Source organism: Shimia sp. Alg240-R146 (assembly GCF_947331465.1).
GTDB lineage: Bacteria > Pseudomonadota > Alphaproteobacteria > Rhodobacterales > Rhodobacteraceae > Shimia.
In genome coordinates, this window is sequence record NZ_CAMZOK010000004.1 from 125,383 (window position 1) to 138,875 (window position 13,493).

At 56.1% G+C, this 13,493-nt stretch carries 13 protein-coding genes and 1 tRNA gene; 8 read left to right on the forward strand and 6 right to left on the reverse strand.

Annotation, left to right across the window (positions count from 1 at the left end; all coding sequences use genetic code 11):
* Window positions 1–77: 77 nt before the first annotated feature.
* The 4 genes from PG871_RS20195 (at window position 78) to PG871_RS20210 (ending at window position 3,920) form a co-directional block, all read left to right on the forward strand.
* Window positions 78–536, forward strand: coding sequence for an outer membrane protein assembly factor BamE (locus PG871_RS20195; RefSeq protein WP_270733066.1), 459 nt, complete (start codon window positions 78–80; stop codon window positions 534–536).
* An 88-nt stretch (window positions 537–624) separates the two neighbouring features.
* The gene (locus PG871_RS20200) at window positions 625–1,362 is read left to right on the forward strand and encodes a GNAT family N-acetyltransferase (RefSeq protein ID WP_270733102.1); all 738 of its coding nucleotides are present in this window, start codon (window positions 625–627) and stop codon (window positions 1,360–1,362) included.
* A gap of 83 nt (window positions 1,363–1,445) precedes the next feature.
* On the forward strand, window positions 1,446–3,254 hold the full coding sequence (locus PG871_RS20205; protein WP_270733068.1) for an ABC-F family ATP-binding cassette domain-containing protein: 1,809 nt from the start codon (window positions 1,446–1,448) through the stop codon (window positions 3,252–3,254).
* Between the two features lie 117 nt (window positions 3,255–3,371).
* The gene (locus PG871_RS20210) at window positions 3,372–3,920 is read left to right on the forward strand and encodes a gamma carbonic anhydrase family protein (protein ID WP_270733070.1); all 549 of its coding nucleotides are present in this window, start codon (window positions 3,372–3,374) and stop codon (window positions 3,918–3,920) included.
* Window positions 3,921–3,942: 22 nt separating this feature from the next.
* Here the strand turns inward: PG871_RS20210 and PG871_RS20215 are convergent, their stop codons facing one another.
* The 3 genes from PG871_RS20215 to PG871_RS20225 form a co-directional block, all read right to left on the reverse strand.
* Window positions 3,943–5,637: an AbgT family transporter gene (locus PG871_RS20215; protein ID WP_270733072.1), complete on the reverse strand. Its 1,695-nt coding sequence runs from the start codon at window positions 5,635–5,637 to the stop codon at window positions 3,943–3,945.
* A gap of 475 nt (window positions 5,638–6,112) precedes the next feature.
* The gene (gene glnA, locus PG871_RS20220; protein ID WP_270733074.1) at window positions 6,113–7,519 is read right to left on the reverse strand and encodes a type I glutamate--ammonia ligase; all 1,407 of its coding nucleotides are present in this window, start codon (window positions 7,517–7,519) and stop codon (window positions 6,113–6,115) included.
* Between the two features lie 48 nt (window positions 7,520–7,567).
* Window positions 7,568–7,906, reverse strand: a complete 339-nt coding sequence (locus tag PG871_RS20225; protein WP_270733076.1) for a P-II family nitrogen regulator — start codon at window positions 7,904–7,906, stop codon at window positions 7,568–7,570.
* 175 nt (window positions 7,907–8,081) lie between these two features.
* Here PG871_RS20225 and PG871_RS20230 point away from each other — a divergent pair, with 175 nt between their 5' ends.
* The 4 genes from PG871_RS20230 to PG871_RS20245 all read left to right on the forward strand — a co-directional run bounded on the left by PG871_RS20230 (window position 8,082) and on the right by PG871_RS20245 (window position 11,939).
* Complete coding sequence (locus PG871_RS20230; RefSeq protein WP_270733079.1) at window positions 8,082–8,669, forward strand: NAD(P)H-hydrate epimerase; 588 nt, start codon at window positions 8,082–8,084, stop codon at window positions 8,667–8,669.
* Between the two features lie 260 nt (window positions 8,670–8,929).
* The gene (locus PG871_RS20235; protein ID WP_270733081.1) at window positions 8,930–10,636 is read left to right on the forward strand and encodes an NAD(P)H-hydrate dehydratase; all 1,707 of its coding nucleotides are present in this window, start codon (window positions 8,930–8,932) and stop codon (window positions 10,634–10,636) included.
* A gap of 74 nt (window positions 10,637–10,710) precedes the next feature.
* Window positions 10,711–11,769, forward strand: coding sequence for a Hint domain-containing protein (locus PG871_RS20240; protein WP_270733084.1), 1,059 nt, complete (start codon window positions 10,711–10,713; stop codon window positions 11,767–11,769).
* Window positions 11,770–11,854: 85 nt separating this feature from the next.
* Window positions 11,855–11,939, forward strand: a tRNA-Leu gene (locus PG871_RS20245).
* 76 nt (window positions 11,940–12,015) lie between these two features.
* Here PG871_RS20245 and PG871_RS20250 read toward each other — a convergent pair.
* The 3 genes from PG871_RS20250 to PG871_RS20260 all read right to left on the reverse strand — a co-directional run.
* On the reverse strand, window positions 12,016–13,020 hold the full coding sequence (locus tag PG871_RS20250; RefSeq protein ID WP_270733086.1) for a site-specific integrase: 1,005 nt from the start codon (window positions 13,018–13,020) through the stop codon (window positions 12,016–12,018).
* Window positions 13,021–13,025: 5 nt separating this feature from the next.
* The gene (locus PG871_RS20255) at window positions 13,026–13,229 is read right to left on the reverse strand and encodes a helix-turn-helix transcriptional regulator (RefSeq protein ID WP_108890995.1); all 204 of its coding nucleotides are present in this window, start codon (window positions 13,227–13,229) and stop codon (window positions 13,026–13,028) included.
* A 3-nt stretch (window positions 13,230–13,232) separates the two neighbouring features.
* Window positions 13,233–13,493 (reverse strand): hypothetical protein (locus PG871_RS20260; protein WP_270733091.1); only part of this gene is annotated, 261 nt, incomplete at its 5' end.

Sequence of the window (13,493 nt, forward strand, 5' to 3'; positions counted from 1 at the left end):
GCTTACATTCTTGAACCGATGGCGTTCATTCTGTAAGCGAGATAGAAGGCAGTGAGGGCCAAGACAAGAGGGCAGGGATGGCACGAGGCAATAAAGCGATAAAATACGCGGTTTTAGGGGTGCTATTGGTCACCGCCGTCGCGTGTACAACGCGGTTTCGCAATCATGGCTATGTGCCCAGCGAGGCAGAGCTCGCAGAAATCGCGTTGGGCGCCGACACCAGAGACACAATTTCGGAGACAATCGGATCGCCGTCGGCGTCCGGGATGTTGTCAGATTCGTCGTATGTGTATGTACGCACCAGAATTAAGCACTACGGCGGGCGCGCACCGCAGGTGGTGGAGCGCCAGATCGTGGAAATCGGGTTTGACCAGCGGGGCATCGCCCGCAATGTTGAGCACTATGCCCTGGAGGACGGACAGGCCGTGCCGCTTACGCGGCGGATCACCGACTCGGGCATCGAAAAGAGCAGTTTCCTGCGCCAGCTTTTGGCGAATATCGGCAACTTTGATCCTTCGACTCTGACCACCCAGTAACGGTTTTTCCCGGGATGTGAGCGAATTGTCATTCGGATGCTACATCCGCTCTGGTAGGCTCGTTGATAGTTTCAGGAATGTGCCGGATATGGTGATGTTGAACAAAGGGCGCTATCGCGCAAGGATCACTGAGGCGGCGGAGGACATCTCCGCCGCGCAGCGGTTGCGTCATCTCGCGTTTTTTGGCGGCGATGGCAGTGCAGTGGATCAGGACGCCTTTGATTTTGAGTGCAGCCATATCCTTGTTGAGGACTGCGCCACGGGAGTTTTGGTGTGTTGTTTCAGGTTCTTGCGCCTCAGCAATGGCGACGCCATCGACCAAACCTATTCGGCGCAGTTTTATGAATTGACCGCGTTGCGCGACTTTGACGGCCCGATGATTGAGATGGGAAGATTTTGCATTCATCCGGACTGGACAGATCCTGACATTCTGCGAGTGGCTTGGGGGGCGATGACCTCTTATGTCGACGAAAACGGCGTTGAAATGCTGTTTGGGTGCTCGTCTTTTGAGGGCACCGACGAAGGCCAGTATCTGGATGCGTTTGCCATGCTGAGGGATCGTCACATTGCGCCGAAGCGGTGGTTGCCGCGAGTGAAAGCGCCCAAGGTCTTTCGTTTTGCGGCGCGGCTGCGTCGCAAGCCGAATCTTAAACTGGCTCAATTGCGGATGCCGCCATTGCTGCGGACGTATCTGATGATGGGCGGATGGGTGAGTGACCATGCGGTTGTGGATCAGAAGATGAACACGCTGCATGTGTTCACTGGGTTGGAAATAAAGGCAATTCCCCCCGCACGTAAGCGTTTGTTGCGGGCGATAAGCACCTGACACAAGCTTCCCTGGCGGCGGTATTTTTGCCGGAAGGCTGCTGTTTGGTTGACGCTTGCGGCTTGGCGGGCTAGCGCATCAGCATGGCACGTATACCTCTTTTACAGATGAGCGATATCTCCCTGACGTTTGGTGGAGATCCGATTTTTGATCAGCTTGGGCTGGTGGTTCAACCTGGTGACAGGGTGGCGCTGGTGGGGCGCAACGGGTCGGGGAAATCCACCTTAATGAAGGTGATGGCCGGACTGGTGGAACCGGACCGGGGCGACATCGTTGTGCCGGCGGGCATCAGTGTGGGCTACATGGACCAAGACCCTGATATGTCGGGGTATTCCACACTCGGAGAGTTTGCCTCCGCAGGGCTCGAACCTGGCGAGATGTACAAGGTGGAGCGGGCTGGCGAAGGGTTGAAATTCGATCCGGAACGGCCAGTGGAAACGGCCTCTGGCGGAGAGCGACGACGGGCGGCTTTGGCGCGGCTTATGGCGGAAGCGCCAGATTTGATGTTGCTGGACGAGCCGACAAACCATCTTGATATTGAGGCAATCGGCTGGCTCGAGGAGGAGCTGAAGGCGACGCGTGCCGGGTTTGTTTTGATTAGCCACGACCGGGCATTTTTGCGTGAACTTAGTCGGGCAACCCTCTGGATTGATAGGGGAATGGTGCGTCGTCAGGAAAAAGGTTTTGAGGCCTTTGAAGCTTGGCGTGACAAGATTTGGGACGAGGAAGACACCGCGCGGCACAAGATGGATCGCAAGATCAAGTCCGAAGCCCGCTGGGCCGTTGAAGGCATCAGTGCGCGGCGCAAGCGCAACATGGGTCGGGTACGTGCGCTCAAGGATTTGCGCAGCGAACGGGCCTCAATGATCCGCCGGCAAGGTGCGGCGGCGATGGCGCTTGAGGCTGGACCCAAATCCGGCAAAAAAGTCATAGAAGCCAAAGAGGTATTCAAGGCTTTTGACGCCAATCCAATCGTACAGAATTTCTCTTTGACCATTCAGCGGGGCGACCGCGTTGCTTTTGTTGGCCCGAATGGCGTTGGCAAGACCACACTGATCAAGATGCTGATGGGCGACGAGGCGCCGGACGCGGGAACTGTGACGCTGGGCACCAATCTTTTGCCTGCTGTCTTTGATCAGGCGCGGGCGCAGTTGGACCCGGATATGACGCTTTGGGACAGTCTCACGGGCGATCCCGACATGCAGGTTTCGGGCAAAGCGGATCAGGTGATGGTGCGCGGGCAACCTCGTCATGTGGTTGGATACCTCAAAGAATTTCTGTTTGATGATCGGCAGGCGCGTGCGCCTGTGCGGTCGCTGTCGGGGGGGGAGAAGGCGCGGTTGCTGTTGGCCAAGCTGATGGCGAAGGAAAGCAATCTGTTGGTTATGGATGAACCGACGAACGATCTGGATGTGGAAACGCTCGACCTGCTGCAAGAGCTGCTGGACGATTATGACGGAACCGTTCTGTTGGTGAGCCACGACCGTGATTTTCTGGACCGCGTGGCGACCACCACGGTGGCGATGGAAGGCAATGGCCGCGCGGATGTTTATGCGGGCGGCTGGTCGGATTATCGATCCCAGAGGCAGTCCGATGAAACAGATAAAAAACAAGAAAAAACAAAAGGTAAGGCTGAGAAGGTAAAGCAGGATAAGGCTCAGAAAGAAGGTCTGAACTTTACCGAAAAACACCGACTTGAAGCGCTGCCCGCGATCATGGAACGGCTTGAAGCGGAGATCGCCAAGCTTGAAGTTTTCATGGCGGATCCGGAGCTGTTTACCAAGGAGCCAGTCAAGTTTCAGAAGGCCACAGAGGCGCTTGTGGAAAGGCAGACGGCCTTGCAGGACGCTGAAGAAGAGTGGCTGATGCTTGAGGAGAAGGCCGAAGGTTAGGCCTTCGGTATCGCGTCGGTATTGCGTCTGTATCGCGTAGGTGACGTTGCGAAGCCAATGAGCGCTTGAGTTGACCCGCGCCCCCGGTCTCTTTTGGATGTCCCCAAGGAGGACACCATGGGACATATCGGAGAACATGTGACGCTGGATGAACCGGCTTTTGTGCACGAGAGCGCGCTGCTTTATGGGAAAGTTCACGTAGGCAAGGGCACGTCGATCTGGCCGCATGTTGTGACGCGGGCAGAACTGTTTGAGATCCGCATTGGCCCGCGTAGCAACATTCAGGACTTTGTAATGATCCATGTGGGCATGGGCACGCCAACCATTGTTGGTGAGGATTGTTCAATCACCCACCGTGTGACGCTGCATGGCTGTGAGATTGGGGATAGATGCCTGATCGGGATCGGCGCGACCATCATGGATGGCGCCAAGATCGGAGCGAACTCGATCGTCGCGGGACATGCGATTGTGTCGGAGGGGGCAGTTTTTCCGGAGAATTCGGTCATCGCCGGCGTGCCTGCCAAAGTGGTGGCGACCCGCGATTGTGGCGCGGCCAATCTGGCCAATGCCAAATTTTATGAGATGAACGCGCGCAATTTTGCACAAGGCCAAGACGTGTTTTCAAACGACCAGCTTGGAGATTTGGGGCAGCTGTTCAAAGGGTGAACGCTGCCCCAACTCATTGTTTTTAGGGGACCGCGAAGAAGATCGCCTCACCAGGTCCCAGCGGCAATCCGGTGAAGGCCCAAAGCAGGAACAGGATCGTCCAGCCCAGCATAAAGGCGATCGAGAATGGCAGCATCAACGACACCAGAGATCCAATACCAAAGCCTGGGCGGTATTTAGCGCCCACGGTGATGACAAAGGCGAAGTAGGTCATCAGCGGTGTGATCAGATTGGTTGAGCTGTCCCCGATGCGATACAGCATCTGGGTCGCGGCAGGAGTGATCCCGACGGTCATCATCACGGGCACAAAGATCGGCGCCAGAATGGCCCATTTGGCCGAGGCAGAGCCCATAAAGAGGTTGATAAAGCCCGAAAGGACCACAAAGCCAAAGACTAGCACGATCAGACCGCCTGTGCTGTCTGCAGGCATCTTTTCAAGCAGCTCCGCACCCTGCATGGCAATAACGATGCCGATGTTGGAGGCGTTAAAGTAGGCGATGAACTGCGCCATGAAGAACACCATGACGATGAAGCCAGCCATCGAGACAGTGGCCTTTTCCATCGTACGGACGAAGTCGGCCCCGGTGGCAAATGCCCCAATGGCACGGCCATAAACCAGACCCGGGATCAGGAAGAAGAAGAACAGCATTGTGACGATGATCTGCGTGTGAAACAGCGGCGCATGGGTCAGGTTCACAGAGCCGTAACGCGCCACCAGAGCCTCAACGGTCTCAGCCGGCAGCGTCGCTGTGGAAAAGACTCCCAAGAGCGGGATGTTGCTGACGACGGGAATGGCTGTCCAGACTATGAGGGCGATATAGGCGAGAGCGGCAAAGCCGGCCTTGCGCAGGGCGCGGGTCTCATCGGCGTTGATGCCATCGGGCATGGCCGGCACGTCCGCGTTTTCAGGAGGCGAATAGGCGCCGAGATGCGGTTCAACGATGCGTTCGACAACCAATGTACCAACCAAAACCACAAAGAATGTGGAGATGATCAGGAAGTAGTAGTTCATCGTTGCAATGTTCATGGTTGCGGCAAAGTCGGTGCCAAGCAGACCATCGCCAATTGCGGCGGCGGGCTGTGTAAAGCCACCGAGCAACGGATCAAGCGAGGTGATGACGAGGTTGGCAGAGAAGCCACCCGACACACCCGCGAAGGCGGCCGCTAGTCCAGCAAGCGGGTGACGGCCAAGGCCCCAGAATACCAGTGGTCCCAATGGGATAAGCACAAAATAACCTGCGTCTGCAGCGATATTGGCCATTACACCAGCGAAAACCACAGTGGGCGTTACCAGATAGGCGGGAACCGATGTCACAAGTTTGCGAATGGTGGCACCGATCAGGCCGCTGTGTTCTGCGACGCCAATAGCGATCATGATCACCACAACCATGCCAAAGGGCGCGAAGTTCACGAAGTTTGGTGTGAGAGTGTTGAAGAGATACTGCCAACCGGAGTCATATGACGCAAAGACCTGACCGTTTCGCGGATTTTGCAGCTCGATGGGCGCATTTCCAATCAGGTTGTTGACTTCGTAAAGGCCGGTTGGTGTTTCGACCGACATTCCAAGCGCGGAAAACACGGCGGTCAGGGCCAGAATGAAAAGTGTCAGGCCGATGAAAAGAATTGTGGGGTGTGGAAGCCGGTTGCCCAGCCCCTCGATCATCCCAAGAAAACGTTGCATTGCGCTTTTCTTAGCGGGGTCGCTTGCGTCGGTCATTTAACGGTCCTTTTCGCACAAATCTGGAAGGCCAAATGTGCTGTTTCGAAAATGTCACCGCATGCCTAGCGTAGGATAGCGGCGACCCGGCTGCATTGCCGTGCCTAATCAACTGCCTCTATGAAGACCAGCTGAGTCGCAAAAATCAAGTTTTGCTATGTCTCGCGTTCCGATGGGTTTGGTAGCGATTGAAATATGGCTTCACAAATTGGAATGAAAATCGTGATGGGAATGCGCCAAAATTGGCTTATTGCGGCGCGGGTATCAGCGTTTTTTTGCTTCTTGGTTGGTGCCAGCGGTCGCCGGTCTTTTTAGTTCTGCGCTTTGAGCCGCTGAGAACCGTATAAATAACAGCGTCTTTGGAGGATTGCCGCACCAAAAAAGAGGGCGCCCCGAGGGGCGCCCAATCGTTTCACTGTCCAATACTGCGGTTACGCAGAGCGTGGGGCCGTTGGTGTGTCGGCCCCTGCGCCGTTTAGCAGCTGTAGTACATGCCAAACTCAACAGGGTGAGGCGTGTGCTCATAGTGCTCAACTTCGCCCATCTTGAGTTCGATGTAGCCTTCGATCTGGTCTTTGGTGAACACGTCACCGGCCAGCAGGAAGTCGTGATCGGCTTCGAGGCATTCCAGTGCTTCACGCAGGGAGCCACAGACGGTTGGGATACCGGCCAGTTCTTCGGCAGGCAGGTCATACAAGTTCTTGTCCATGGCTTCGCCGGGATCGATCTTGTTTTTGATGCCGTCAAGGCCAGCCATCAGCAGAGCTGCGAAGCACAGGTAAGGGTTCGCCGACGGATCGGGGAAACGGGCCTCAACGCGCTTGGCTTTCGGGCTTTCGGTCCAAGGAATACGCACGCAGCCAGAGCGGTTACGAGCCGAGTAGGCGCGCAGAACGGGGGCTTCGAAACCTGGGATCAAACGCTTGTAGGAGTTTGTCGACGGGTTGGTGAAGGCGTTCAGGGTCTTGGCGTGCTTCAGGATGCCACCGATGAAGTACAGCGCTTCCTGAGACAGATCGGCGTATTTGTCGCCAGCAAAGAGCGGCTTGCCGTCTTTCCAGATGGACATGTTTACGTGCATGCCTGTGCCGTTGTCGCCGTAGATCGGTTTGGGCATGAAGGTTGCGGATTTACCGTAAGACGCGGCCACGTTGTGGATCACGTATTTGTATTTCTGCAGTTCATCAGCTTGTTTGGTCAGCGAATCAAAGATCAGGCCCAGCTCGTGCTGACAGGACGCCACTTCGTGGTGGTGTTTGTCAGTTTTCATGCCCAGACGCTTCATGGTGGAGAGCATCTCGGAGCGCAGGTCGTGGCTGTCATCGGTTGGGTTGACTGGGAAGTAGCCGCCCTTGATGCCCGGGCGGTGGCCCATGTTGCCCATTTCGTATTCGGTGTCGGTGTTCCAAGAGCCGTCGATGGCATCAACTTCGTAAGATACTTTGTTGATTTTGTTTTCGAAACGAACGTCGTCGAACAGGAAGAATTCTGCTTCGGGGCCCATGTAGGCCACATCACCGATGCCGGAAGACTTGAGGTAAGCTTCGGCTTTTTCGGCGGTGCCGCGTGGGTCGCGCTCGTAGGATTCACCTGTGTCGGGCTCAACGATGGAACAGTGGATGCAGATGGTTTTCTCAGCATAAAACGGATCCACATAGGCCGACGTGGTGTCGGGGATCAGTTTCATGTCGGAGTTTTCGATCGACTTCCAGCCTTCGATGGACGAGCCATCGAACATGAAGCCTTCTTCGAGGAAGTCTTCGTCAACCAGGTCAACGTCTACGGTTACGTGCTGAAGCTTGCCGCGGGTGTCGGTGAAACGGATGTCCACATAGGCCGCGTCTTCGTCTTTGATCAGCTGGAGAACTGCATCTGCGCTCATTCTCTATGTTCCTTCTGATATGTTTGGAAACGGTTGGTTAAGGGCGAATTACAGTGCGTCTGCGCCGGATTCACCGGTGCGGATGCGAATGGCTTGCTCTACCGGAGAGACAAAAATTTTGCCGTCGCCGATTTTGTCGGTCTTTGCCGCGCCGACGATGGCCTCGATGGCGCCGTCGACTTGATCGTCATCGAGAACAACTTCGATTTTGACCTTGGGCAGGAAATCCACGACGTATTCCGCGCCGCGGTAGAGTTCGGTGTGTCCCTTCTGGCGACCGAAGCCCTTGACTTCGACAACGCTCAGACCCTGGATGCCGAAATCCTGCAAGGCTTCTTTGACTTCATCGAGCTTGAACGGCTTGATGATGGCTTCGATCTTTTTCATGTGGAGACTCCTCCTCAGGTGACTGCTTGAAAATGGACAGATCACTTTCATTTCGGCGTCACAATTGGATAGGGTGACGCAGGGCCGCGCCAGAGGGTGGATTTTGGGGTGGTGATTAAAAAATAGGCAGTATGGCGTAAAATTGCGCTGAATTGAATCGCAAGGTGCATTGGAAATGAGCGAATTGCTGACGGCCGCGCAAATGCGCGCCATTGAGCAGGCGGCGATTGAGTCGGGAGAAGTGACCGGTCTGGGGCTGATGGAGCGGGCCGGGCAGGGCGTTGTGGAGGCCATTTTTGAGGAGTGGCCGGAGTTGGATACTCCAAAGATGGCGCATGGAACTGGTTTGCGGGCAAAGGCAGCGCGCTGGCGTTTGCGCCGCGTCGCCGAGACACCACGGTTCGGAGTTTTATGCGGCCCAGGCAACACTGGAGGCGATGGTTTTGTAATTGCTAAGTTGCTTGCCGATCGCGGATTGAAGGTAGAAGTCTTTTTCTTGGGGCCGCCTTCCAAGCAGCCACCGGATGCTCGCAAATGCGCAGTGCTCTGGTACAAAAAGTTTAAACAGCTTCACGCAATACGCCCGCTGGGTCGAAGAGATATGAGGTTGGCGGAAACGAAGTTTGACGTGTTTGTTGACGCAGTTTTTGGAACCGGATTGGATCGCCCATTGCCAGAGGAGGTCGTGGAGTTATTCAATAACATTCGGTACGAAAGAAATTGGCAGACCAATAGGCTGGTGGCGGTTGATATTTTGAGCTGATTGAACGCAGACACCGGCGAAGAAATGTCCGAGCTTTGCGTCCTTGCCGACCTTACGGTGACATTTCATCGCGCAAAACACGGGCACTTTCGGCGTCGTGCAAAAGAGTGGTCCGGAAAGCTGGTGGTTAAAGATATTGGGTTGGACCGCGACTCGCTGGATGATGCAAAGAACGAAAATTGAGGGGCGGAGTCATGAGGATGAAACCTGCACAGTTAGATGCCAAAGAAATGGCCGTTGAGACGCGAGATGTTGGTTAAATGAGCGAGTTGTTAACCGCAGCCCAAATGCGCGCCATTGAGCAGGCGGCGATTGAGTCGGGAGAAGTGACCGGTCTGGAGCTGATGGAGCGGGCCGGACAGGGTGTGGTTGAGGCGATTTTGGAGGAATGGCCGGAGTTGGGGGAAGAGGGGGGCGCTGCTCCCAATCCGGCGGAGCCGGACTCCCCCCGCGGTAATTCCGGAACAAAAAAGCGGGCGGTGGTTCTGTGTGGGCCGGGGAACAATGGCGGCGACGGGTTTGTGGTGGCGCGGCTGTTGAAGGAGCGCGGCTGGGATGTGGAGGTGTTTCTGTATGGGGATGCCGAGAAGGTGCCGCCGGATGCACGGGTGAATTATGAGCGGTGGTTGGAGATTGGAGCAGTTGAGGCGTTGGAGGAATTCACGCGGTCGAATGGCTGGCAGTGCGATGTGCTTGTCGACGCGTTGTTCGGAACCGGGTTGAAGCGCGGTTTGCAGGAACTTGGCAACCTCTTCTGGAATATGGAGGACATGGTCGATTGTTTTGATGTTGAGTTCGGGCACGAACGCGGGCGACCAGCAATTGTCGCGGTAGACATTCCCAGCGGCGTCTGTGCCGACAGCGGGTGTGAGTTTGAGCACGAAGAGGTCTGGCACAGGTTTTCTGCCGCGGCGCACCTTACGATAACGTTTCATCGCGCAAAAGTGGGCCACTTTCTGGGCGAGGGCGCGGAAAGGCGTGGAGAGTTGCGGGTAGTGGATATCGGACTAGAAGACACTCAAAGCAGGCACTTGTGGGTGAAAAACTGCGCTCCAGAAGTTGGGGATGACGCGGCTTTATGGCGCGTCGCCAGAAGGAGCTTAGTTAAGGAGGTTGGCCCGATACATCCGAGTTTGATTGGCAAGGACACCGATGACCATAAGTATTCCCACGGTCATGCTCTCATCCTCTCCGGTGGCTCCGGCAAATCCGGCGCGGCGCGACTTGCCGCTCGCGGGGCTTTGCGGATCGGGGCAGGGCTGGTGACGCTGGGGGTGCCACCTTCGGCGCAGCAGGAGGTGGCCTGTCAGATCACGGCGTTGATGCTCACGCGGATTGGAGATGCGACGGCGCTGGATGTTGTTTTGGCGGATCAAAGGATCAATGCGCTGTGTCTTGGGCCGGGGATGGGGCTTGAGCGGGCGCGGGAGTTGGTGCCGGGGGTTTTGGCCGCAAAGCGGGCGACAGTGTTGGATGCGGATGCCCTGTCAGCGTTTGAAGACGCACCGGAAGAGTTGTTTGAGATGTTGCACGCGGATTGCGTTTTGACGCCCCATGGCGGCGAGTTTGCCAAGCTTTTTCCTGATATTGCGGCAAAACTGGCAGAGGTGCCCACCAAGGGGCCGGCCTATTCCAAGGTGGATGCCACGCGGGAGGCAACGGCGCGGGCGGGGTGCGTGGTGCTTTTCAAAGGCGCGGATACGGTGATTGCGGACCCCTCAGGGCGGTGTGCGGTGAATGCGGCCGTGTATGAGCGAGCGGCGCCGTGGTTGGCGACGGCTGGGTCGGGCGACGTGCTTGCAGGGTTCATCACCGGGCTTTTGGCGCGGGGATTTGCGCCGATGGCGGCGGCGGAAACGGGGGCGTGGTTGCATGTGGAATGCGCGCGGGCGTTTGGGCCGGGGCTGATTGCCGAGGATTTGCCAGAGGTTTTGCCGCAGGTCTTGCGAGACCTTGAGGTGCAGTGATTGCCGCGATAGGCCATATTGTGTTAGGGTTTTGTTAATCAAAAAAACATTCGGATCGAGCGGGTCCTAGCACAATGACAGATTACAGTTTCTGGGCTCTTGGCGAGTCCCACGTCTCGGTTTCGGGCGGCGAACAGCTGGACGGCGTCTCGCAAGGGGACGGCTCTCATCTGGTTGGCGAGACAATCACCCTGAACGCAAGCGCGTGGGAACAAATCCACGTGAGTGACGGTGGTAGCGACAGCAACTTTGACGACAATGACGGCAATCAGCGACTGGACGGCGCGCAAACGTTTGATGGCGTAACCTATGGTGACGACACACGTATTGAGGCCGAATACGAGTTTATCCTGCAGGATCCGGCGACGGGGCTGACATATCGCGTGTTGTCTGTGAATTTCCGTAACTCCTCGCCAGCTTACGGCACCATTGAGGGGTTGGCGTTTGTTGGCGAGTTTCCACCCGTTGGCGTGTCCTTGACGGTGATTTCCGCGCAAGAAGGGCCGAGTGGTGGTTCGGCGGTGGATCAAGGCAATATCGCCGCGCCGCCCTGTTTCACGCCCGGCACGCGCATTCGGATGAAGCGCGGGGAAAAACGGGTCGAAGAGATTGTGGTTGGCGATGAGGTTATGACGCTGGATCGCGGGCCGCAGACTGTGCGTTGGGTTGGGCATGTTGAGGTGTCTGAAGACGTTTTACGCGCGCGCCCCGAGTTTCGGCCAATCCTGATCCGCAAAGGCGCGTTGGGTGTGATGATGCCGGAGCGCGACATGATGGTGTCGCCGCAGCATCGCATTTTGCTGGGAGGCTGGCGGGCCGAGTTGATCTGTGGTGAGCCGCAGGTGCTGGCGGCTGCAGCGCATCTGGTGGATGGCGACGGGGTGCGGGTGGCCGAAAGCGCGCGCAAGGTGACCTATGTGCATTTGCAATTGGACCGGCACGAGATTTTGCTGTCAGACGGGGTGCCGACCGAAAGCCTGAACCCGGGAGAGGTCGCGATGAGTGCTTTGCCTGAGGCTTCCAAAGCGGAGCTTAGGGCGTTGTTTCCCGAGCTGGAAGAGAGGCCGGCCTGCGCACCGGCGCGGCCATTGGCCTATCGGCGTGAGGTGGAAGCGATTTTGGCAACAGGGTGATCCCGTCAAAATGTCGGTAACAAACCCGCGGGCGCACGATTTCCTCTCGCATCCCCCAAAAAGCTTTGCTAAGAGGCGCGGACATGCGGGTGTGGCGGAATTGGTAGACGCACCAGATTTAGGTTCTGGCGCCGCGAGGCGTGGGGGTTCGAGTCCCTTCACCCGCACCATATTGATTTTACGCAATAAACGATTGTTTGCGTAAGCGGTTGCGAACCTTCCGACATCAGAGTTTCACACTTAGTTTCACATTTTCACGTTTCGTTTTTGTTCTGTTCTTCGGGACTGCGCAGACTTGCTGAGTCGCTTCTGATTGGCTTGCGCGCGATATTTCTGGACCATTGCCAATGTTTTGTGGCCGGTGACAGACTGGATTTCAACGTCACTACAACCAGCTTCTGCAAGTTCACGCGCCGCGTTGTAGCGCCATCCATGGATCACAAACTTCTTAGCCGCTATCGCCTCCCTAACCTCTTGCACCAAAAACTGCACCCTGCGCTTGGACACAGGCTGTGTTAGATTTTTGGCGATGACATATCTGCCCCGGCGGGGCAGGTTGTTCAGAAACGTGCGAAGGCGGGAAGGGCAATAGATCCAGACACGAGTGCCTGTCTTTTCTTGCACAACTTCCACGTATTCGCCGTCAAAATGTTCCCATTCCATTTTGACAACGTCGCCGATCCGTTGGCCCGTGCCTATGCATAGGTGGTAAGCTGTCAGGGCTGTCGACAGATCGTTTCCCGTGCAATAGGTCTCAAAGGCTTCTAACTTGGCCTCCGGCCATGGCTCGTATTCTCCACCTTTTAGCTTTTCTACGCCTGAAGCTGGATTAGAAGTGATCCACTCCAATTCAATAGCGTGATTTGCTAAGATCGATAGCTGCTCTACCATGGCGTTGGCTTTGCGCCACGTGTCCGCATAGTTGTCTCGTGCGGCAATTACGTCCCGACGGCGTAGTTTCGTGAAATCCTTTCGGGCATTCTTTTCTCGGATCAGCTCTAACGTGCGGCGGTATTCAGCTTTGGTGCTTGCCTTTAGGCCTTTGAAGCGCGGTGTTTGATAGTAACTGGTGATCAATGCGTCGAAAGTTGTTTGGGTTATGTTCGCTTTGCCGGATCGAATAGACCAGTAGGCGGTGTCGAACGCCTGACTGTCTGGATCGTCTGGTAGTCGCACATATTTTCCTGCACGCCGGAAATACCAATACGTCCGACCTTTGCGAACAACTGGCACCACAAAAGGTTTGTCCATTTGTTTCACCATTCGAATTCAGCCTCCATGATTTCCCCGGTCTTGATGGCTTCAAGTTCCTTTACGGACCACCTTACTAGTTGGCCGCCAATTTTCACCGGTTTGGGGAGTGCCCCGGCCTCGACCAATTCGAGGAACTGAAAGAGCTTCATGTCCAGAAGCTTGGCAGAGGTGCGGTCAGTTGAAAAAATTGGTTGAAGTGCTGGCATATTCTACTCTCCCATGCTGAGGATGGCAGGCGCCATCGCGGTGAAGGCGACGGCGCATTTGTACAAATTGGCGTTTCTGTTTTGGCTGAGACGCACGATTTGCGTTTGCTGCGGTGCGCGATGCGATATGGCGGTCTGCAAGAAGCCCGTTGGAACTTCAACAGAAGCGGCGGAGCGGGTGGTCTTGGTCGTCATGAGTGGTGTCCTCGTTAAAGGGGAAGCAGTCTTCCCGATTGTTGTTTTGAGGACCTCAGACGCTTTGAA

Coding starts and splice junctions, on each gene's coding strand:
- PG871_RS20195 (WP_270733066.1), top strand. CDS start 78: ATGGCACGAGGCAATAAAGCGATAAAATACGCGGTTTTAGGGGTGCTA.
- PG871_RS20200 (WP_270733102.1), top strand. CDS start 625: ATGGTGATGTTGAACAAAGGGCGCTATCGCGCAAGGATCACTGAGGCG.
- PG871_RS20205 (WP_270733068.1), top strand. CDS start 1,446: ATGGCACGTATACCTCTTTTACAGATGAGCGATATCTCCCTGACGTTT.
- PG871_RS20210 (WP_270733070.1), top strand. CDS start 3,372: ATGGGACATATCGGAGAACATGTGACGCTGGATGAACCGGCTTTTGTG.
- PG871_RS20215 (WP_270733072.1), bottom strand. CDS start 5,637: ATGACCGACGCAAGCGACCCCGCTAAGAAAAGCGCAATGCAACGTTTT.
- glnA (WP_270733074.1), bottom strand. CDS start 7,519: ATGAGCGCAGATGCAGTTCTCCAGCTGATCAAAGACGAAGACGCGGCC.
- PG871_RS20225 (WP_270733076.1), bottom strand. CDS start 7,906: ATGAAAAAGATCGAAGCCATCATCAAGCCGTTCAAGCTCGATGAAGTC.
- PG871_RS20230 (WP_270733079.1), top strand. CDS start 8,082: ATGAGCGAATTGCTGACGGCCGCGCAAATGCGCGCCATTGAGCAGGCG.
- PG871_RS20235 (WP_270733081.1), top strand. CDS start 8,930: ATGAGCGAGTTGTTAACCGCAGCCCAAATGCGCGCCATTGAGCAGGCG.
- PG871_RS20240 (WP_270733084.1), top strand. CDS start 10,711: ATGACAGATTACAGTTTCTGGGCTCTTGGCGAGTCCCACGTCTCGGTT.
- PG871_RS20250 (WP_270733086.1), bottom strand. CDS start 13,020: ATGGACAAACCTTTTGTGGTGCCAGTTGTTCGCAAAGGTCGGACGTAT.
- PG871_RS20255 (WP_108890995.1), bottom strand. CDS start 13,229: ATGCCAGCACTTCAACCAATTTTTTCAACTGACCGCACCTCTGCCAAG.